At 44.2% G+C, this 19,416-nt stretch carries 20 protein-coding genes and 1 pseudogene; 11 read left to right on the forward strand and 10 right to left on the reverse strand.

What is annotated here, in order from left to right:
- Positions 1–192: 192 nt before the first annotated feature.
- Both ACHBIF_RS09930 and ACHBIF_RS09935 read right to left on the reverse strand, forming a co-directional pair.
- Positions 193–476, reverse strand: a pseudogene (locus ACHBIF_RS09930) (YbaK/EbsC family protein); the annotation flags it as partial.
- Between the two features lie 152 nt (positions 477–628).
- Entirely contained in the window at positions 629–3,310 is a 2,682-nt protein-coding gene (locus ACHBIF_RS09935) for an SEC10/PgrA surface exclusion domain-containing protein (RefSeq protein WP_394720268.1), read from the reverse strand.
- A gap of 338 nt (positions 3,311–3,648) precedes the next feature.
- Here ACHBIF_RS09935 and ACHBIF_RS09940 point away from each other — a divergent pair, with 338 nt between their 5' ends.
- From ACHBIF_RS09940 to ACHBIF_RS09970, 7 genes are all read left to right on the forward strand, one after another.
- Positions 3,649–4,464 (forward strand): Cof-type HAD-IIB family hydrolase, encoded by an 816-nt coding sequence (locus ACHBIF_RS09940; RefSeq protein ID WP_125266343.1) that lies wholly within the window; start codon positions 3,649–3,651, stop codon positions 4,462–4,464.
- A 9-nt stretch (positions 4,465–4,473) separates the two neighbouring features.
- A complete protein-coding gene (pepT, locus tag ACHBIF_RS09945; protein WP_105111839.1) occupies positions 4,474–5,694 on the forward strand; it encodes a peptidase T in 1,221 nt (406 codons plus the stop codon).
- A gap of 119 nt (positions 5,695–5,813) precedes the next feature.
- The gene (locus tag ACHBIF_RS09950) at positions 5,814–6,212 is read left to right on the forward strand and encodes a DUF5684 domain-containing protein (RefSeq protein WP_172067089.1); all 399 of its coding nucleotides are present in this window, start codon (positions 5,814–5,816) and stop codon (positions 6,210–6,212) included.
- 151 nt (positions 6,213–6,363) lie between these two features.
- The gene (locus ACHBIF_RS09955; protein WP_105111841.1) at positions 6,364–6,681 is read left to right on the forward strand and encodes a PadR family transcriptional regulator; all 318 of its coding nucleotides are present in this window, start codon (positions 6,364–6,366) and stop codon (positions 6,679–6,681) included.
- The gene (locus ACHBIF_RS09960) at positions 6,678–7,745 is read left to right on the forward strand and encodes a DUF1700 domain-containing protein (RefSeq protein WP_394720271.1); all 1,068 of its coding nucleotides are present in this window, start codon (positions 6,678–6,680) and stop codon (positions 7,743–7,745) included. The genes ACHBIF_RS09955 and ACHBIF_RS09960 overlap by 4 nt, the downstream gene beginning before the upstream one ends.
- Before the next feature lie 10 nt (positions 7,746–7,755).
- Positions 7,756–8,340, forward strand: coding sequence for a DUF1700 domain-containing protein (locus tag ACHBIF_RS09965; protein ID WP_125266346.1), 585 nt, complete (start codon positions 7,756–7,758; stop codon positions 8,338–8,340).
- Entirely contained in the window at positions 8,327–9,181 is an 855-nt protein-coding gene (locus tag ACHBIF_RS09970; protein WP_394720273.1) for a DUF4097 family beta strand repeat-containing protein, read from the forward strand. The genes ACHBIF_RS09965 and ACHBIF_RS09970 overlap by 14 nt, the downstream gene beginning before the upstream one ends.
- 38 nt (positions 9,182–9,219) lie before the next feature.
- On the opposite strand, the gene ACHBIF_RS09975 is transcribed toward ACHBIF_RS09970, so the two are convergent.
- Both ACHBIF_RS09975 and ACHBIF_RS09980 read right to left on the reverse strand, forming a co-directional pair.
- Entirely contained in the window at positions 9,220–9,579 is a 360-nt protein-coding gene (locus ACHBIF_RS09975) for a DUF1304 domain-containing protein (RefSeq protein WP_105111845.1), read from the reverse strand.
- Between the two features lie 21 nt (positions 9,580–9,600).
- The gene (locus ACHBIF_RS09980) at positions 9,601–10,026 is read right to left on the reverse strand and encodes a MarR family winged helix-turn-helix transcriptional regulator (RefSeq protein ID WP_105111901.1); all 426 of its coding nucleotides are present in this window, start codon (positions 10,024–10,026) and stop codon (positions 9,601–9,603) included.
- Positions 10,027–10,185: 159 nt separating this feature from the next.
- Here ACHBIF_RS09980 and ACHBIF_RS09985 point away from each other — a divergent pair, with 159 nt between their 5' ends.
- The 3 genes from ACHBIF_RS09985 to ACHBIF_RS09995 are packed head-to-tail and all read left to right on the forward strand — an operon-like array spanning position 10,186 to position 12,643.
- Positions 10,186–10,941 (forward strand): threonine/serine exporter family protein, encoded by a 756-nt coding sequence (locus tag ACHBIF_RS09985; RefSeq protein WP_394720275.1) that lies wholly within the window; start codon positions 10,186–10,188, stop codon positions 10,939–10,941.
- A gap of 3 nt (positions 10,942–10,944) precedes the next feature.
- Positions 10,945–11,397 carry a threonine/serine exporter family protein gene (locus ACHBIF_RS09990; RefSeq protein ID WP_105160123.1) on the forward strand — a complete coding sequence of 151 codons (453 nt, stop codon included), beginning with the start codon at positions 10,945–10,947 and terminating at the stop codon, positions 11,395–11,397.
- A 52-nt stretch (positions 11,398–11,449) separates the two neighbouring features.
- A complete protein-coding gene (locus ACHBIF_RS09995) occupies positions 11,450–12,643 on the forward strand; it encodes a cation diffusion facilitator family transporter (protein ID WP_394720277.1) in 1,194 nt (397 codons plus the stop codon).
- 44 nt (positions 12,644–12,687) lie between these two features.
- Here the strand turns inward: ACHBIF_RS09995 and ACHBIF_RS10000 are convergent, their stop codons facing one another.
- The 6 genes from ACHBIF_RS10000 to ACHBIF_RS10025 form a co-directional block, all read right to left on the reverse strand.
- A complete protein-coding gene (locus ACHBIF_RS10000; protein WP_394720310.1) occupies positions 12,688–13,524 on the reverse strand; it encodes an amino acid ABC transporter substrate-binding protein in 837 nt (278 codons plus the stop codon).
- Between the two features lie 14 nt (positions 13,525–13,538).
- Entirely contained in the window at positions 13,539–14,171 is a 633-nt protein-coding gene (locus ACHBIF_RS10005; protein WP_105111848.1) for an amino acid ABC transporter ATP-binding protein, read from the reverse strand.
- A gap of 9 nt (positions 14,172–14,180) precedes the next feature.
- Positions 14,181–14,822 carry an amino acid ABC transporter permease gene (locus ACHBIF_RS10010; RefSeq protein ID WP_394720280.1) on the reverse strand — a complete coding sequence of 214 codons (642 nt, stop codon included), beginning with the start codon at positions 14,820–14,822 and terminating at the stop codon, positions 14,181–14,183.
- 148 nt (positions 14,823–14,970) lie between these two features.
- Complete coding sequence (glmS, locus tag ACHBIF_RS10015; protein ID WP_394720282.1) at positions 14,971–16,782, reverse strand: glutamine--fructose-6-phosphate transaminase (isomerizing); 1,812 nt, start codon at positions 16,780–16,782, stop codon at positions 14,971–14,973.
- A 187-nt stretch (positions 16,783–16,969) separates the two neighbouring features.
- Positions 16,970–17,512 (reverse strand): signal peptidase I, encoded by a 543-nt coding sequence (lepB, locus tag ACHBIF_RS10020; protein ID WP_170242993.1) that lies wholly within the window; start codon positions 17,510–17,512, stop codon positions 16,970–16,972.
- Between the two features lie 52 nt (positions 17,513–17,564).
- The gene (locus ACHBIF_RS10025) at positions 17,565–18,182 is read right to left on the reverse strand and encodes a GDSL-type esterase/lipase family protein (RefSeq protein ID WP_125266336.1); all 618 of its coding nucleotides are present in this window, start codon (positions 18,180–18,182) and stop codon (positions 17,565–17,567) included.
- Positions 18,183–18,266: 84 nt separating this feature from the next.
- Here ACHBIF_RS10025 and ACHBIF_RS10030 point away from each other — a divergent pair, with 84 nt between their 5' ends.
- Positions 18,267–19,373: an NAD(P)/FAD-dependent oxidoreductase gene (locus ACHBIF_RS10030; RefSeq protein WP_394720312.1), complete on the forward strand. Its 1,107-nt coding sequence runs from the start codon at positions 18,267–18,269 to the stop codon at positions 19,371–19,373.
- Positions 19,374–19,416: the final 43 nt, after the last annotated feature.

The raw sequence follows: 19,416 nt of genomic DNA on the forward strand, positions 1-19,416 counted from the left end.
TCACCACGTTCTGTGGCTGAGAGATGAGAATAGGATGAGTTTCTGGTAGAATGAGTGTTGGACATGTTCATCTGCTTTCTATACTGAGTTGGGGAATTCTAGTATATCAGACGAACATGTCTTTTTTGTTGCACTTCATTTTACAACGCGGGGAATCTTTTCTGTCAAGATTTCCCTATCAAAATAGACTTAAATATCTTTATGGGGATTATTGAGCAAACAAAAAATGGAAACTGTCCCCGCAGGCAATCGCATCTTTTCCCAGAGACTGTCGCTTGAATCCATGCAAATGCGGTTGGCACCAACCATTTCCTTAAAGCCTCCATGTCCAGCTGTTTCTGGTCGTCCATAATCAAGAGATAAAAGGCCGTCTTTTTCTTATTGGTCAAAAACATGGACTTGGTCCGCACACCTTCCATTCCCTCAATATAATAATCAGCCTCCTGGGTTGTCAGGGCAGCAGGATGCTCAACCATACCATAAGAAATTCCCAACTGCTTTAATTTTTAAACCAGTTCTTCATACATAAGGACACCTCTTTTTCTCTATGTTGATATTTTATTAGAGAGTATATGTTAATTCAGTAATACGAAAAAGAGAATCAAATTGATTCCCTTAATCATGAATATTAGATTTCATCGCGTTTCTTTTTTGCGAGTCCAAAAGTAAGTCCCATTGACATCATACCAACAACTGCCATGATATCTGAATTTACTGATGATGTTTTTGGCAATGTTTTTTCAGATTCTGACTTAGCAGAATTTGATTGGCTTGTGCCTTGAGCAGGAGCAACATTCGCACTCAAAGAAGTAAAGTTAACAGTTCCAGCTGAACCATTTGCACCGGCACCACCAGCAGCTGCAACTCCTGAATCTTGAGGAATATTTGAGCCTTCCGTTGGTGTGTTTCCTAGATTTGTAGGAGATACTAGAGTAGTGAGAATAGGAAGTTCACCTTCTGGCAATGCATCAGCTGTGGGAGCTACCGCTGGTACAGCAACAATTGTTCCATCAGGAAGCTGGAAGACATTGTTCCCAGTTGCCAAGCGGTACAAGTTGAGCAGACGAAGATACTCTTCTTTTGCTTCAACAGTCAGAGCAGTTTTATCCTTAAGAATATCATATTGTTCAACCAAGTCTGCTTTTTGCTTCAACAAGAGACCAGCCAAAATAGATTTCTGTGTCTCTAGTCGCTCTTTATCTGCAATCAAAGTTGTTGCATTTGCAACCAATTTCTCTGTCTCAGCAATTTTCTCTTTCAAGCCAGCAATTCTACCATGAATTTCAACTAATTTGTCTTTGGCAGCCGTTTCAGCTTCTACTGCCTTTTTATAGTCTTCTTTAGCTTGAGCAACTTTTGCCACCTCTGCTTTTTGAGCCACAAGCGCTTTAGCAAGTGCTGTTTGAGCTTGTCCTTGTTTCGTTAGGAGTTGTTGGTTCTGTGCAGTAAGCGAAGCTAAATTCTTCTGAGCAACTGTCAACTGATACTGAGTCTGTTCAAGTGTAGCCTTCGCTGTTGCCAAGTTATCCTTAGTTGTTTGCAAACGATTTTTAGCCGTACGAAGTGTTTGATTCGCTGCAACAACAATAGGTGCAGATGCCAAGTTAGTACTTTTCAAGTTAGACAATTTTGTCTCGAGAGTTTTAATTTCTTCCTTGAGCTTGTTAATCGCATTTGTGTTGTCAACTGTTGTGCTAGTAGTACCTGTAATTGGCGTCTGACTAAAGTTTGAACTTACAATATTCGACGAAGGAATCATGTAAATTTGAGTCTGCGTAGCCTTGGTACTGCGGAATTGACTTGAGGCAACTCGTGATGTGGCACCAAGATAATAAGTATCATTGCCTGAATTTTGCAGGAGCGAAATCGTATGACCGAAGCTAGAACCTTCATCGTTAAAGAGCATATAAACCAATGAGTTGTAGAAGAGCCCTTTTAACTGATCGACTGTTGTAGCATGTCCAAAGTCCCCCAAGGACTCGTAGCCACGATTATCGGAAGATTTAAGACCACTTGCTGTTGCTGCGGAACCAATAGCTATGAAATCATGGTTAAGTGTACTTAAACCTTTGCTATTGTAAGCACTTGCAACACGCTTAGCAAAATCTTGGGCTGAACTTGTCACAGCAACTGATGCTAAACCCAGTTGTGTACGAACCCCATTCAATATCTCTGCTGTAAACTGTGCAATCTCATTTTGAACTTCCTTGGTAAGGTTAGCAGGGTCAATTGTACGAGTTTTATCTGCTGCAATTGATTGGTAGGTGTTCACACCGCTTCCGCCCCATTGAATACCATAAGTTCCTTGTTGACTGGCAACTACAATTTTTGATTTATTTTGATTTGCAAGACTAGTGAAAGCTGTAGAGCCTGTATGACCAGCATTCTCAATTTGTTTAAGAGCAGGGTAGGCTGTGTTGATGTAAGAGCTTGGCAAGGTAATCTTATTGCTACCAACTACAGATTTAACCGTATTTGTTGTCTTCGTAGTTGTTGCTGGTGTATTTGCCAACTCCGTCTTCTTAGCTGACAATTCTGCATTGACTTGACTAATTTCTTTATCTAAGTCTTGCTTAGCAGTTGTTTGTGCTGAAGTCAGCGCCTTTTCAGCATTTGTAACAGCAGTTTCATTTACTTTAACAGCGTTATCAAGGCTTGAAACTTGCTGAATCTGCTTTGCTTCAGTTGTTTTGAGATTGTCTACTGCTGTTTGAGCACTTTCAAGACCAACTTCCGCTAAGTCTGCTTTAACGTCAGCAAGAGCTTTTTCAGCATCTGCCACTACTTGATTAGCTGCTACTTCGCCAGCTTTAGCTGTTGCCAAATCAGTTGCCTCAGTCGCCACAAGTGATTCTGCGGTTGCAATAGCTGTTTCAGCAGGAGCAATCGTTGCTTCCTCGCTAGCAATTTTTGATTCAGTTTGCTCGATAATCTGAGGAGCATTCTCAATAATCGTTTGAGCACTGTCAATTGCAGCAATCTCACTATCAATCTGGTCCAATTGTGCCTGAGTGCTGTCCATTTCCGCAGTTGCAGTTGCCACAACTTCTTCTTGGGCTACTTGCTCAGCTTCAGCTGCCTTATAAACGTCTTCAGCAGCGATAACCTCTTCCTCTGTTACTGGTGAAGCTGTTTCACTACTTGTAGAATCGGTAGTGGTTGTTGCATCTGTTGCTTCTGTAGTTAATACCTGATCAGCTACTGGCTCTGCCGGCACGACTACTTCACTAGCTTCTACTGCTTGTTGTCCTAGGACAGCCAATGTTGTTGCAGCAGCAAAACCTGCTGTTTTTGCAATCTTCTTCGTCATTCGTTTCTCCTACATTCTTAGCATGAGTTTAATATAAAAACATATTACAGTTGAGTCATTATTATACTCGCTTCTTTATTCTAACCTTATTTGATAGCATTTGCAAGCTCCGACAGGTATGTTTCCCCTTATTTTTATTTACTTTTTTAAGCTAACTTCATCAAGTCCTTTACCCGCTTGGATTTCTTCAAAACATTAAGTTTTTGTTACAGATTTGTCAAAAATATTTCTAGCAAAAATAGAGAAATTTTCCTGATTATTTTTTGGATTCTTCCACTATTGATTCCGACTTTTTTCAATTTATGCTATACTAATATCAGAACTATACGGAGGTGCCTATGATTAAACTAATCGCCCTTGATATGGACGGAACCCTGCTTAATGAGAAGAAGGAATTGACCCAGCCACAGATTGATACCATCCACCAGGCTGTTGCTGCTGGTGTGACCGTCGTACTCTGCACAGGTCGTCCCCTGGTCGGTGTCAAGCCTTTTGTGGAACAGCTGGGCTTTGACCAAGAAGACGAGTACATCATCGTCAACAACGGTTGCTCGACCCATTTGACCAAGGATTGGAGTCTAATCGACTGGGAGGAGCTGACTCAGACAGACTTGGACTACCTTGACACATTTACAAATACTGATGAGGTTCAACTCACACTCTTCGACGAAGACCATTTCTTTGTCGTTGCACAAAAAGCAAATGAAACCGTTGTTCATGATGCCAGCCTGGTCGGGATGACACCTATTTCCATCGACCTAGAAGAAGCAAAATCTGGCAAACACCGCTTCTTTGAAGCCATGTTTGTCGGTGAAAAAGAGGCCATTGATGCTTTTGAAAATACCCACAATCCTGTCCTCAGCCAGAAATATTCGACCGTTCGCAGTCAAGAATACCTGCTGGAAATCCTACCAAACGGTGCCAGCAAGGCCTCTGGGCTGAAAAAATTGGCTGACCGTCTAGGAATATTGCCTGAGGAAATCATGGCTGTTGGCGATGCCAATAATGACTTGGAAATGATTGCCTTTGCAGGACTGGGCATTGCCATGGGAAATGCGAATGAGCAAGTCAAGGCCATTGCCCAAGATATCACCGACAGCAATGAAAACAACGGTGTGGCCAAGGCCATTGAAAAACACATTTTGAACAAGTAAGGAGACCACATGAAATACCCAACACTACTCGAACGATTTTTAGTCTACGTCAAAGAAAATACCCGCTCTGACGAGAACTCAACCACCACTCCATCTACTCAAAACCAGGTTGAGTTCGCACAGAATATCCTTCTGCCTGAAATGGAACGGATTGGCTTACAGAATGTCCACTACCTGCCAAATGGCTTTGCTGTGGGAACACTCCCTGCCAACGACCCAAGTTTGACACGTAAGATTGGTTTCATTGCCCACATGGATACGGCTGACTTCAACGCAGATGGTGTCAACCCACAAATCATCGAAAACTACGACGGTAACCCAATCGCTTTAGGAACTTCTGGCTATGAATTGCATCCAAAAGACTTCCCTCAACTTGCCAACTACCAGGGTCAAACCCTGATTACCACAGATGGTACCACCTTGCTAGGCTCTGATGACAAGTCAGGAATTGCAGAAATCATGACGGCTATCGAATACCTAGTCCAAAATCCTGATATCAAGCACTGCGAAATCCGTGTCGGTTTTGGTCCTGACGAGGAAATCGGTGTCGGTGCTGACAAGTTTGATGTGGAAGATTTTGATGTGGACTTTGCCTACACCATGGACGGTGGACCGCTGGGGGAACTCCAGTACGAAACTTTCTCAGCTGCTGCTGCCAAGATTGACTTCCTTGGACGCAATGTCCACCCAGGATCTGCCAAGGACCAGATGATCAACGCCTTCCAGCTAGCCATTGACTTCCACAATGCTCTTCCAGAAGCAGACCGCCCTGAAAAAACTGAAGGTTACGAAGGTTTCTTCCACTTGATGAACATGGTAGGCAGTGTCGATACTGCTTCTACCACCTATATCATCCGTGACTTTGAGGAAGAGGATTTCCTTGCCCGCAAACAGCTCATGCTGGACATTGCTGATAAAATGAATGACAACTTTGATACGCCACGTGTCATTGTCAACTTACATGACCAATACTACAACATGAAGAAAATCATCGAAAAAGACATGACTCCAATCAACATCGCTAAGGATATCATGGAAAATCTGGGTATCAAGCCACTGATTGAGCCTGTTCGTGGAGGAACAGACGGCTCTAAGATTTCCTTCATGGGCATTCCAACGCCAAATATCTTCGCAGGTGGTGAAAATATGCACGGCCGCTTCGAGTTCGTTAGCCTGCAAACCATGGAAAAAGCTGTTGATGTGATTTTAGGTATTGTAGCTTACAAATAAGAAGGAAAAGTAGGTTTTCTGAAAAAATCTACTTTTTTTGAAAATTGTTCGATATAACTATTGTATTATTTAAATAATACCGTTATAATAGAACCATCAAAAAGAAATGGAGTTTTATTATGACAGAAGAAACATTTGCACAAGGTATTTTAGTTGGGCTTTGGGGAGCCGGTATGATTTTTTCACTCATTTGGTATGTCCTCCTTGCCATTTCCAACTTCATCCTCTTTAAAAAAGCTGGCTATGCTGGTTGGAAATCCCTCATTCCTTTCTACAACCTTTATATCCAACAATGTATCACATTCGGCGAAGACAAGGGCTGGTTTATCCTATTCCTACTCATCCCACTTGCTGGACCACTTTATGGCATTTATTTGACTTACTGCTATGGTAAAGCATTTGGTTTGTCTGATATTCAAGCCATCTTCTATGTCTTGTTTACACCACTTTTCAATGTCTACATCGCCTTCAATGACGGAAGCCATTACCAAGGTCCACAAACTTTCTTTATCGACTAATATCAAATGAAGCAACTTTTTCTAGCTGGAAGGGTTGCTTTTACTTTTTTAAAAAAATATATATAAAATTTATATAATTACTTGATTTTAGTAAATGATGGGTATATAATTTATATATAAAATAATTACATAAAGATAAAGAGGTGATTTCATGTACTACCCCGTTTCCTCTATCTTGATAGAATTTCTAATTTTGGCCATGCTGGAAAAGCAGGATTCCTACGGATATGAAATCAGTCAAACCATCAAGATAGTGGCCGATATAAAAGAGTCCACGCTCTATCCCATTCTGAAAAAACTGGAAAAGGCCGGCTATGTAACCACTTACAGCCAGGAATTTCAAGGACGCAAACGCAAATATTACACCATTACTCCTGCCGGCCGGAACCACATCCCCTTCCTCAAGGGAGAATGGACAGCCTACAAGGACAATATCGACGGAATTATAGAAGGGAGCCTACGAAAATGATACGTGTAGATTATTTAAAACAGCTTGAACAAGCACTCAACAAACTCAATCCAACCGCCAAACAAGAGGCCATGGACTATTTCCAAGAATACTTCGACGACCGAAATGATGACCAGGCGACTATCTCAGAGCTAGGCGATCCGATCTCTGCTGCTCAGGAAATAATAGCTAACCTGCCTGAAGATGCCCTGATAGAGAACCAGGAGCCATTACGTGTTGATTTGACCTGGGACTGGAAGAATTTTTTCAAGAATTTCAGCTTCAAGGACACCAAGCCCCTCGACTTTGAGACTGTGGAGACCCCTTTGCCAAACTTCCAACGCCTTAACCTCCAGCTGGAGGACCAAACCTTGATAATTGAGAGCTGGGACAAGGACTCCGCCAGCCTCCTCTCCCCCGCCTCTCTTGACGGCAACTACCAGCCCTTTACCTTCTGCCTGGATGGCGACACACTCCTCCTTTCTTCTATGGAGATACCAAAGGGCTTTAGGATAGCTTACTCAGACAGCAGACAAAAAACTGTCCTCAAAGTTCCCCAGAAACCTGCCCTGCACACAGCAGATGTTCGTTTGACCGATGCCAATCTGGTTATCAACAACCTGACTGTGGACCGCTTAACGGTAACAGAAACCAGCGACAGCAATCTCTCCTTCAAGCACATCACTGCCCAAAACTGGACCATGGAGGCAAAAGATATCAACCTTACGTGCAAGGATTCTAGTTGTTCAACCCTTGACTGGCAGACAGCAGATTGCAACCTCATGTTGACAGGTCTGAACCTCGGCAAGGGGCATGTGGAGATTGCGGATTGTCACCTTTCAATGAACCAATCCACCTGGCAGGGAGAACTTGCCCTTGAAATCGAAGATTCTGTGGTCACCTTGGGCATGTCCCAAAAGAGCAATCTTCTAGCGGAAACAGACGATAGCCTGCTCCATTTGCCTCAGGAAATTGCTGCTCACCTAGAACGTGACGATGATTGGCTCCACCTGGAATACCTGCTGGAGGGCATCACCCCTACTCTGATTTTGGACGCAAGCGATTCCAGTATTACTGTCAAATAAGGAGAAAATGATGACACGCGCAGACTATATGAACCAATTGGCTGGCTATCTCAAACGCCTGCCACAAGAAGATTTCCATGATGCTATGGAACATTTTAATGAATACTTTGACGAGGCTGGACCTGAGAACGAAGACCAGGTCATCGCAGAATTGGGCAGTCCCAAGCATGCTGCTAGTGATATTTTAGCCATTCTCTATGATAAAGAAGTCAGTGGAGAAAAGCCTAGCACCAGCAACCGTCTACTTCTGGTAACCCTGTCTATCTTGGCTGCTCCCATGGGCTTGATTCTGGGTCTGGTGGTCTTGGCTCTCTTTGTGAGCCTCATCCTCCTCGTCCTAGCCCTGGTTCTAGCCATGGCCAGCATCTGCATCGCCCTGATTAGCCTAGGAATTTCCGGCTTTCTATCAGCCTTTGAACTCTTTACCACTGCTATCAGCTCAGGCATCCTGGTCACCGGCCTATCCTTGATTGGAATAGCTCTGGGAATTTTGGGCATCAAGGCGACCATTTTTATCGGCCATAAGCTCCTGCAGGCCAGCCTTCACTTTATTCAACAGTTATTGCCGAAAGGAGACCGCTATGAAACAGCTTAAATCCAGCACACGCTACACTCTCATTACCCTAGCAACTGGCCTCCTTCTGTCCTTGCTGGGTCTCCTACTAGGTGGCTGGCATGAAATCGGAAATCATCTAGAAAATTCCTACCAGGTCCAGCAGGTTGAATTTGACAACTTGCAAAAAATCAATAGCTCCACCAATCTCACAATCTCTACAAGTGATGTCGAAAAACCGACCCTCTATTTTCAAGTCAGCAAGAAACACGGCAGTCCTATTGTCTACGAGCTGATAAATGGCAGTCTGACCATTGAAGATAATAACGACCAGGGGTTTCGCTATGACGGTTTCCTAGAAGGTATAAAAATGCTCCAAGAGAACCAAACCCAAACCTACACCACACCGACCCTGCTCTTGCCATCCGGTAGTCACTTGGATGAATTGACCGGCGGACTCTTTGATGGAAATGCCAATCTTGAAGATATGACCGTTGACAAACTGGATATTTCTATCAACAACGGTAACTTCTTGGCCAAGAAAACCACCATTCACTCAACTAACATCGTAGTCTGGGATGGAGATATTGATTTGCAGGAAGTAAAACTAGAAGATGTGGAAGACTCAAGTAGTGACCAGCTCAACCATTTGACCATAGAAAATGGCAACATTCGCGCCACTGGGCTGCAAGTCATCGGCAACTATGATGTCTTGGCCTACGACGGTGACATTGACCTGACCATTCATAAGGAAAGCCTGAAGGATCTCACAATCGAAGAACTTTCTGCTGATGAAGATAGCGAACAAACCACTCATGGCAATCCAAATGCAAAAAACAAGTTGACCCTGCATAGCCAAAATGGCGACATTTATGTTCAGTAAGAGTACACGAAAAGCCCTCCAGTTCGGGGGCTTTTTGACTACTTAAATATCAAAAGTGACAAGAGGGTCAAAATGGCTGGACCTCCTTGGCTCAGGATAATTTTAGGGCTTGAAGTAATCGCACCATAAGCAGCTGCACCGATAACATAGAGGACAAATATGGTCACAATTTCAAGATTGCCAGTCACAATTCCGTAAAGTAGGAAAAGGGCCAGTAAGCCATTGTAGATTCCCTGATTTTTGAACAGGGTGGTTACAGACTTGCGTTGCAGCTCGTCCTTGGCCATATTAAAGACACGGCTGGTCGAGTCCGAATGAGTAGCAAAAGTTTCCAAATACATAATGTACAAGTGTTCCAATGCTACGATGGTAGCTAAAATAGTTGTAAAAATAGACATGCTATATCTCCTTAAGAATAGTTATAGAGGGAGGTCTTTCAAGCCTGCACTTAGCTTGGTCAGAATCTGCTGAAATTGCTCCACTTGGTCAGCTGTTAGGATATGCTCCATAGCCCGTTTGACCACCACATGCTGGCTGGGCGGGCTATCAATCAAATCCTTCTGCGCTTTCTTGGTCGGGTAAACCAAAATTTCCCTCTGATTGTCAGGGTTTCGCTCACGACGGATGTAAGCCGCCTCTTCCAAAATTTTCAGATGCCGGCTAATGGCTGCGCGGTCAATTCCAAGCCTCTCCTGCAAGGCTGTTTGGTGAAGTGGTGTCTCCTCTAGCAAAATCTGAAGAATCCGATAACGGGTCAGGGAAATCCCCAACCGCTTTTCAAATAGATTGGTAATGACCTCTTCGGTAATTTTCAGTTGGTAAAGTACCTCTTCCATGCTTGACATGACTTCTCCCATTTGTTGATTTGTCAATCGTTGACCAATCAATTGTACTGCAATCCGAATATTTTTCAACTATTTTGCTCATTATTTATAAAAATCCTTCTTCCCAGAGCTGATTTTGATATAATAAACTAAAACACCAAGGAAAGAGCTAGGGATGAAATGAAACAAAAAGAGCAAGACCTGGTCATTGACGTGCTTATGCTGGCCGGTAGCATCTTACTCCAAAGCGGGGCGGAAATTCATCGGGTGGAGGATACCATGATTCGCATCGCCCATTCTCAAGGGATAATGGATGCCAATGTGCTGGCCATTCCAGCGGCCATTTTCTTTTCCATTGACCACACCAACATTTCACGGATGAAGAGAATTGTCTCCTCCAGCTACAATATGCAGAAGGTCTGCGATGTCAATCAGGTCTCTCGTTCGCTGGTTGAAGGCCAGATTAACCTTGAAGAGGCCTGGGAAATTCTGTCTGCTATCAAACTGGAAAAAGCACCTTACACGACTGGCCAGCTGATTTTGGCGGCTATTGTTGCCGTTCCTTTCTTTACACTTATGTTCGGCGGCTCCGCCTGGGATGCTTTTTGCTCTGCTGCTGCGACCGCTCTGGCCTTTCCCCTCTCGCTGCAGATTGAGAAATTTATCGGCATTGATTTTGTGACTACCTTCTGTGGAGCTCTGCTATTTTCCCTAACCGCCTACCTACTAGAGAAATACACCAGCCTGGCTATCAATCCCAACCTTATCAATGCTGGCGCTGTCATGCCCTTTGTGCCTGGTATCACCCTGACCAATGCGGTCCGAGATCTGATGACCAACCATATCAATACCGGCATGACCAAGCTCTTTCAAACGGCTCTGATTATCCTGTCCCTGGGTGCAGGGACCACTGTTGCACTCTTACTCGTGGGGTAACTTATGAATTTTTTACTACAAGCTGTAGCTTCTTTTCTAGCCATGATTGCCTTCATGGTCATCCTCAATGTTCCTAGGAAACTTCTGGTTCCCGGAGGACTTCTAGGAATGTTTGTCTGGCTCCTCTATCTCCTACTGCAGGGACCAACCAATCCGCTCATTGCCACTTTTTTGGCAGCGGTCATCGGCTCCATGATTAGCCAGGTCATGAGCATCCTACTCAAGACACCCTCTATCATTTTTTCTCTGGCTATCCTGGCTCCCCTAGTCCCTGGCTATCGGTCCTATATGACAACGACCTATTTTGTTTCTGGAGATTATGCCCAAGCCCTTGCCAATATCACCAGTGTCCTGACCCTCTGTCTCATCATTCCTATCGGCATGGCCAGCGGTACCGTACTCTTGCAAGTGTACAGAGCCATTCAAAAACGCTGGTACCAGACACCGACCACCTAGATTGAAACTAGGTGGTTTTTTTGGTACAATATTAGCTTAAAAAGGAGACCAGATGAACAATCAACCGACAAGCAATCTCAAACTAGCCGAACGTGGCGCACAGATTTCCATTTCAGCCTACATCCTCCTATCCGGGCTCAAACTAGCTGCTGGCGAGCTCTTTCATTCCGATGCACTTCGAGCCGACGCCTTCAATAACCTCTCTGATATCATCGGAAATGTGGCCGTGCTGATCGGCTTGAAAATGGCTCAAAAACCGGCTGATAGAGACCATAAGTTTGGCCATTGGAAAATGGAAGACCTTGCTAGCCTGATTACCTCTTTCATCATGTTTATGGTTGGTTTTCAGGTCCTCTATTCAACCATTGAAAAACTCCTGAGCAAGGAAGGGGTTCAAGTCGATATGCTGGGTGCCCTGGTGGGAATTTTCTCAGCCCTGGTCATGATTGGGGTCTATATCTATAACAGCAGACTGGCTAAAAAAGTCCATTCCAAAGGACTTGAAGCAGCTGCCAAGGACAATTTATCCGACGCAGTTACGTCAATTGGAACTTCCGTTGCTGTCTTTGCTGCCGCCTTCAACCTCAGTATTGTCGACAAGGTTGCAGCCATCGTCATCACCTTCTTCATCCTGAAAACGGCCTACGACATCTTCATGCAAAGTTTCTTCAGCCTATCTGACGGTTTCGATGAAGAATTGCTCCACAAGTACGAAGAGGATATCCACAAGCTCCCCAAGATAGTCTCCGTCAAGTCCCAGCGAGGCCGAACCTACGGCGCCAATATTTATCTGGATATTGTCTTGGAAATGAATCCTGACCTTTCTGTTTACGAAAGCCATGAAATCACCGAGCAGGTCGAGCAGCTCCTGATTCTCAAACATGGGGTCTTCGATGTAGACATCCATGTCGAACCCTCTGAAATCCCCCACGATGAAATCTACGAGCATGTCTACGACAAACTCTTCCGTTATGAAACTGAAATTCAGGCCCATGCACCAGGCTATGAGGACTTGATTGACCCAGCCTATCTCCTGATTGATGCCAAAGGACGTTATCATGACAAGGATGGTATGCTGGAACAGCACCAGGTCCAGTCCACCTACTTGTCCAACTATCAGATGACATCTGTCAGTCAAAAATCAAAACTGGTCACCTTTGAAATCGGTGGCTATGTCCACACCTCTCTCTGGCGCCGCCACGAAGAATGGACTGTCGTCTTCCATCAGATTTCTAAAAAACTGTAAAGAAAAAATTCTCAGCCAAATGACGGTTGAGAATTTTTATTTGCTTAGTTTTTCACAGCATCAGTTGCCACATCTTCTCCAAACCATTTTTCAGAGATTTCCTGGAACTTACCTTCTTTATAAAGCTCTGTAAAAGCTTTGTTGATATTGTCTACCAAGGTCTTGTCTGACTTACGAACACCAACACCAAAGGCCTCGTTAGCATAGCCAGCATCAATGATATTGTAGTCATCAATGATACCTTCTTTTTGCAGATAGTAATTGGCATACACACGGTCAATCAAGAGCCCGTCGATACGATCATTTTTCAAGTCGATAAGGGCCTCGTTGAAGGTCGCATACTGACTGGCGTCACCGTCTTTTACCAGATCCTTAAGAATTTCAGGCTGAGATGTAAATGCATAATAACCTGCAGAACCTGCTTGAGCACCGAGAACCTTGTCCTTCATGCCAGCTGGATCAGCAATAGAAGATGATTTCTTGGTCACCAAAACTTGCTGGTTGTCCATGTATTCATCAGAGAAAAGAACTTTTTCCTTGCGTTCATCTGTAATGGAATAGCCATTCCAAATCATATCAATATTGCCGTTATTGAGCTCTGTCTCTTTCAAGTCCCAGTCAATCGGTTGCCAATCAATCGTAATACCGTATTTTTCAAAAACAGCTGTTGCTAATTCGATGTCAAAACCAGTGTATTGACCGTCTTTTTCTTCAAATCCCATTGGGACAAAGGTCTTATCAAAACCAATGGTCACTGACTTGTCTTTTTCATAAGTAGACCAATTGTCTGACTCTGTACTAGAACTGCCTGAGCCACAGGCTGCAAGGGCCAAACTTGTCACAAGAGCTGTTGTTCCAAGAATTATGTTTTTCATCTTCATCATGTCTTACCTCTTTAATGTTTCGGTTCAATCTTGATAATTTCATCTGCGATATTTTCAGCAAACTGCATATCGTGGGTTACCACAATCTGCGTGATTCCTGTCGCACGGTTTTCCAAAATCAGCTTTTCAACTTCTTTTCGTAGTTCAGGATCCAATGCCGAAGTCGGCTCATCGTAGCCAATAATCTCAGGATCAATCATCATGGCGCGAGCCAGGGCCACACGCTGCTTCTGCCCTCCTGATAGAGAATAAGGATAGGCTGCTGCGTGGTTGGCCAGGCCTAGTGTTTCCAGAAGTTTACGGGCCTTGTCTTCCGCTTCTATAGCCGACATATTTTGTGTCTTAATAGGGGAGAGGACCAAGTTTTCCAATACTGAAAGGTGGGGGAAAAGCTGGAAATCTTGGAAAACAAAGCCTAGCAAATGTCGTTTCTCCAATTCCTCGACTGGCAGTTCTTGACCATTGTAAATCAGAGTACCTTCATCAATAGTCTCCAAACCTGCCAGCATACGGAGAAGCGTAGTCTTACCGCCACCGGATTGACCAACAATGGCGACAATTTTCCCCTCCGGGATGACCAAATCATAGTTGGAGAAAATCTGCTTGTTGCCAAATCGTTTGGATAGATTGCGTAATTCTAACATGACTTCCTCCTATTTGTAGTAATCAAATTTCTTTTCAACCTGTTTAGAAACCAGCGTAACCGCTCCAATCATGAGCAGATAAATGGCCCCTGCAATAAACATAGGTGCTAGACTAGCATCACGGTTGGCAGCAGTTCGACTGGCCAAGAGCAAGTCACTGACTCCCAGGGCGTAGACCAGAGAGGTATCCTTGACCAGGGTCATGACTTCATTGAAGACACTTGGTAGGACAATCTTGACAACCTGGGGCAAGACGATGTGGCGAATAGTCTGAAGAGGTGTAAATTTCAAGACCTTAGCCGCCTCATACTGACCAGCTGGGATAGCCTCAATTCCTCCACGGAAAATCTCAGAGAAATAAGCCGCATAGTTGAAGGTAAAGGCAGTAATCACCGCTGGCATCCTGTCAAATGTAATCCCCACACTCGGCAAGACGTAGTAGACAAAAATCAATTGCAGGAGCAAGGGAGTCCCTCGCATAATAAGTACATAAAAATGCAAGAGCCACTGCAAGGGCTTGAATTTGATTTGCATGAGGAAGGCAAAGACAGCTCCCAAAGGCAAGGACAAGACTAATACTAAAACAAATACTTGTAAGGAGACTAAAGCACCATCCACCAAGGGGGGCAAGACTTCCAAAATATAATCCATAAACATCTCCCAAAAGAGTTATTATCTTATCTAGTATAGCAGAAAATTGGGCGATTTGAAAGAAATTTGTCAGAATTTTTCATAAATTTCACATAAAAATCGAATATTCATGCAAAAATCCACCAAATTTACAGGTGGATTTGCAAGCTTATTCAACTGTTACTGATTTCGCCAGGTTACGCGGTTTGTCCACATCCAGACCACGTTGGAGCGTCGCATAGTAGGCAATCAACTGGGTTGGGACAACCATGGCAATGGTAGACAAGAATGGGTGAACACTAGTCACTGTGAAGTCATCTTCTTCCTTGGCAATGGCCTCATCAACGATGGTCATGACATGGGCACCACGCGCCACCACTTCCTGGATATTTCCACGGGTGTGGCTGGCCAGATGAGGATTATTTGAAATCAAGGCCAAAACCGGCACACCGTCTTCAATCAGGGAAATGGTACCATGCTTGAGCTCTCCAGCAGCAAAACCCTCACACTGGATATAGGAAATTTCCTTGAGCTTGAGAGCCGCTTCCATAGAAACGTAATAGTCGCTGCCACGTCCGATATAGAAGGCATTTCGAGTTGTACCAAGTAGTTTCTCCACTTTCTCAGCAATAATATCTTTTTCTGATAAAGTAGCCTCGATAGACTGGGCAACAATGGACAATTCGTGTACCAAATCAAATTCCTTGGCATAGGTATTTCCATTGGCATCCCCAACAGCCTTGGCCAAGAAAGCTAGAGTTGCAATCTGAGCAGTATAGGCCTTGGTCGAAGCAACAGAGATTTCTGGACCAGCATGGAGCAACATGGTGTAGTTGGCCTCACGAGACAGGGTAGAGCCTGGAACGTTTGTCACCGTCAAACTTGGAATGCCCATTTCATTGGCCTTAACCAAAACCTGACGGCTATCCGCTGTCTCACCAGACTGGCTGATGAAGATAAAGAGGGGCTTTTGGCTCAAGAGCGGCATATTATAACCCCATTCAGAAGAAATCCCCAGCTCAACTGGTGTATCCGTCAACTTCTCCATGAAGTCTTTTGCGGCAAATCCTGCGTGGTAGGAAGTACCAGCTGCTAGGATATAGATACGGTCAGCATCTTGTACTGCCTTGACAATCTCCGCATCAACTGTTACTTGTTCATCAGTATTTGTGTATGCGCCAATCAATTTACGCATGACAGCTGGTTGCTCATCAATTTCCTTGAGCATGTAGTAAGGATATGTTCCCTTACCGATATCAGACAGATCAAGCTCAGCAGTATAGCTTCCACGTTCGATAGCATTGCCGTCGTAGTCCATAACTTGAACACTGTCTTTTTTCACGATAACCAATTCTTTGTCGTGAATTTCCATATATTCACTGGTTTCACGAATCATAGCCATGGCATCGGAGCAGACCATGTTGTAGCCATCACCCAGACCAATCAAGAGTGGTGATTTATTCTTAGCAACATAAATCGTATCCGCATCTGTCACATCAATCAAAGCAAAGGCATACGAACCTTGGATGATATGAAGTGCCTTTTTGAAAGCCTCCAAAGTTGACAAGCCTTCTGAGGCAAATTGTCCAATCAAATGAACAGCAATTTCAGTATCCGTTTGCCCTTTAAAATCATGGCCTGCCAGGTAGTCTGCCTTGATTTCAGCATAGTTCTCAATCACACCATTGTGGACCAGAATATGGCCAGCTGTTTGGGATGTATGAGGGTGGGCATTGTTTTCAGTTGGCTTGCCATGGGTAGCCCAGCGTGTATGGCCGATACCAGCTGTGCCATCTGTCTTATCACCAACTTTTGCTGATAATTCAGCAATGCGACCTACTGCTTTTACCAAGTGAGCCTGCTCCCCACCTGTTACGAAAATACCTGCTGAATCATAACCACGGTATTCTAATTTTTCAAGTCCTTGAATTAAAATATCAGTTGCGTTTGTATTCCCTACAACACCAACAATTCCACACATATCCTATCACCTCGGTGTTTGCTCCACCGACTTTCATTCATTTTTAATAAATTGGTATAGTCAGATTTTCTACTAAAAAGACCGGTAAAAACAGTATATAACAGACTTATAAACTTGTCAATCATTAAATTGGTATAGTCAATTTTTAATTTTCGATGAAAATTCTTGAAAATAAAAGAACCAACCTCTATTGGGTTAGTCCTGTTTCAATAAAGCCAAATTCTGACAAGGGGCTGATTCTAAAGCTCAAGCGCCCTATAATGTCACTCTGATCAATCAAACCAAAGCTGCGGCTATCATTCCGGTCCATTCGATTATCATTTAAGACCAGAATCTTACCTTTGGGAATAACCTGAAACTCCCCGCCTGTTAGGGTTTCAATCGTCAAGTCTTCCGTATAATACTCCTGCTCCGGGATAAGCTCCAAATAATCCTCACGCACAATCTTTTGGTTGCGGTAGAGAACATTATCTAGGTAGGTCGCTGTTTCCTCTTCGAGGGCGATAATCCTGCTAACATATTCCTTGCCCTCGTGTTCGTATAGGACAAATTCCCCATGCTTGAGTTCTGTATTCTTTAGGGCGATAATGACATCATTTCGCTTAATGTAGTCATTGGCCATGGTTGAAGTAATACGCACTGGTTCAAACAACCATACCCTCAGCCCAATAATTCCTAAAATCAGCAATACCAACAATAAGAGTTGGCGAAAAAGGTCTCTCTTTACCATAATCTCTCCAATCTCTATTAGTATAGCATATTTTCATGAAAATACTTGACATTTACCCTTGGAGGTGACGATAAATTTCCTGGGCAATGACCTGATTGCCCAGCGGACTGAGATGAAGGCCGTCGCTATAGTACTCCAATTTCCCCTTGGTTATGGGATAGAGATTGATGACAGGCAGGCCCAGCTCCTGACCGATTTTAGGAATGATAGCCTGCAACTCTTCCTCGATAATCTGGTTATTGAGGCCGAAGCGGCTGGTTGGCACGAAAGGCGGGATAACCAGGTAGACGTCTGGCTGGCTGGGCAAATTCATATAACGCTCTGCCATTTCCTTATACTCTCGCCGAAAGCCTTCCTTGTTCCAGTAAGGTCCCCGGCTATCATTGCTACCAATCATGATGATGACGATGTCAGCCTCGCTCTCCAAGGACAGTTGGGCATTTTCTTCCTTGAAATAGGGAAAATCTGCTGTCGATTGGAGGGAACGGCCGCTAAGACCGAAGTTGGACACCTGGTAGTGGTGACCCAATTTTTCAGCCAAAATAGACGGATAAGCATCCTTTTCACGATTGTCCAGCCCATAACCATAGGTCAGACTGTCTCCCACTGTTGCTACTTTGACGGCTCCGCTCCCAAGCGTCAGAACCTCTGGATACATAATATCAGACACAATCTCTCTCCTTGATTTCTAGATTCTATTGTAACATGGGGGAAAAAATAAATAAACTCCTGAATTTGTGATATAATGAACATTATGAAGAAACATGTCATCATTATTGGTGGAGGCATTGTTGGTTCAACCGCTGCCTTCTACCTTTCTCAAGATAGCAATATTGACCTGACCCTGATTGACCACGGTGTTGGTACAGCTACCCGTGCTGCTGCTGGCATTATCTGCCCCTGGATGGCCCAGAAGAAAAACAAGGACTGGTACCGCCTGACCTCGCAAGGTGCTGTCTTCTATCGCCAGTTGGTAGCTGATTTGGAAAGTGCAGGAGCCAAGGACATCCCCTTCAAGCAAACTGGAACCATTGGCCTCAAAAGCAAGCCCGAACTCCTGGAAAAAATCAAGAAAATCGCAGAAGACCGCAGGATAGACACCCCTACCATTGGAGACATCACTACTCTTGAAGGACAAGAAGTCAGCAACTATCTACCACCACTCAAGCCTGATTTCTACGGTATCCACCTGGAAGGCGGCGGCCGTATCGACGGTGGAAAACTGATTGACTTGTTACAGGAAAAGTTTTTGGAAAATGGCGGAGCTCTATTGCAGGGACAGGCTAGACTGATAGATGAAGGAACTGTTCAGCTGGATGGGCGAGAACTAACTGCCGACCACATTATCCTAGCGACCGGATCCTGGTTGCCAGATATACTGGAACCTCTCGGCTATCAGGTAGATGTCCGTCCACAAAAAGGTCAGCTTCTGGAATTGGATACAGATTTTGATACCAGCGACTGGCCAGTCTGCATGCCCTATGGTCAAATTGACATCCTGCCGTTTGAGAATGGAAAAATCATTGTCGGGGCCACCCATGAGGATAATATGGGCTATGATTTGACCCTTGACCCTGAAAAAATCCAAACCATGCATGAAAAATCTGCGGAATTTATGCCTGATTTGGCCAACTACCCTGTGGTCCGCACTCGTATTGGTACCAGGGCCTATACCTCCAACTACGCACCATTTTACGGAACTGTTCCTGAAATGGACAATATCTGGGTGGCCAGTGGTCTGGGCTCTTCTGGCCTGACTAATGGACCCTTTATCGGCTGGCAAATTGCCAAAGAAATTCTGGGCAAGGATACGAATTTTGACAGAAGTCCTTATGAGCCTGCCAATTATATTAAAAGATAATACGACAATCCTGCCAAATGGTAGGATTTTTGATTTGTCTCAT

The sequence above is a fragment of the Streptococcus sp. A11 genome, assembly GCF_043674225.1.
Classification (GTDB): domain Bacteria; phylum Bacillota; class Bacilli; order Lactobacillales; family Streptococcaceae; genus Streptococcus; species Streptococcus suis_V.

Excerpts from the sequence above, each read along its gene's own strand:
- ACHBIF_RS09985 (WP_394720275.1), top strand. The coding sequence starts at position 10,186 with ATGAAACAAAAAGAGCAAGACCTGGTCATTGACGTGCTTATGCTGGCC.
- ACHBIF_RS10000 (WP_394720310.1), bottom strand. The coding sequence starts at position 13,524 with ATGAAGATGAAAAACATAATTCTTGGAACAACAGCTCTTGTGACAAGT.
- lepB (WP_170242993.1), bottom strand. The coding sequence starts at position 17,512 with ATGGTAAAGAGAGACCTTTTTCGCCAACTCTTATTGTTGGTATTGCTG.
- ACHBIF_RS09990 (WP_105160123.1), top strand. The coding sequence starts at position 10,945 with ATGAATTTTTTACTACAAGCTGTAGCTTCTTTTCTAGCCATGATTGCC.
- ACHBIF_RS09980 (WP_105111901.1), bottom strand. The coding sequence starts at position 10,026 with ATGTCAAGCATGGAAGAGGTACTTTACCAACTGAAAATTACCGAAGAG.
- ACHBIF_RS09970 (WP_394720273.1), top strand. The coding sequence starts at position 8,327 with ATGAAACAGCTTAAATCCAGCACACGCTACACTCTCATTACCCTAGCA.
- glmS (WP_394720282.1), bottom strand. The coding sequence starts at position 16,782 with ATGTGTGGAATTGTTGGTGTTGTAGGGAATACAAACGCAACTGATATT.
- ACHBIF_RS10005 (WP_105111848.1), bottom strand. The coding sequence starts at position 14,171 with ATGTTAGAATTACGCAATCTATCCAAACGATTTGGCAACAAGCAGATT.
- ACHBIF_RS09935 (WP_394720268.1), bottom strand. The coding sequence starts at position 3,310 with ATGACGAAGAAGATTGCAAAAACAGCAGGTTTTGCTGCTGCAACAACA.
- ACHBIF_RS09975 (WP_105111845.1), bottom strand. The coding sequence starts at position 9,579 with ATGTCTATTTTTACAACTATTTTAGCTACCATCGTAGCATTGGAACAC.
- ACHBIF_RS09950 (WP_172067089.1), top strand. The coding sequence starts at position 5,814 with ATGACAGAAGAAACATTTGCACAAGGTATTTTAGTTGGGCTTTGGGGA.
- ACHBIF_RS10010 (WP_394720280.1), bottom strand. The coding sequence starts at position 14,822 with ATGGATTATATTTTGGAAGTCTTGCCCCCCTTGGTGGATGGTGCTTTA.
- ACHBIF_RS09960 (WP_394720271.1), top strand. The coding sequence starts at position 6,678 with ATGATACGTGTAGATTATTTAAAACAGCTTGAACAAGCACTCAACAAA.
- pepT (WP_105111839.1), top strand. The coding sequence starts at position 4,474 with ATGAAATACCCAACACTACTCGAACGATTTTTAGTCTACGTCAAAGAA.
- ACHBIF_RS09955 (WP_105111841.1), top strand. The coding sequence starts at position 6,364 with ATGTACTACCCCGTTTCCTCTATCTTGATAGAATTTCTAATTTTGGCC.
- ACHBIF_RS09995 (WP_394720277.1), top strand. The coding sequence starts at position 11,450 with ATGAACAATCAACCGACAAGCAATCTCAAACTAGCCGAACGTGGCGCA.
- ACHBIF_RS09965 (WP_125266346.1), top strand. The coding sequence starts at position 7,756 with ATGACACGCGCAGACTATATGAACCAATTGGCTGGCTATCTCAAACGC.
- ACHBIF_RS10030 (WP_394720312.1), top strand. The coding sequence starts at position 18,267 with ATGAAGAAACATGTCATCATTATTGGTGGAGGCATTGTTGGTTCAACC.
- ACHBIF_RS09940 (WP_125266343.1), top strand. The coding sequence starts at position 3,649 with ATGATTAAACTAATCGCCCTTGATATGGACGGAACCCTGCTTAATGAG.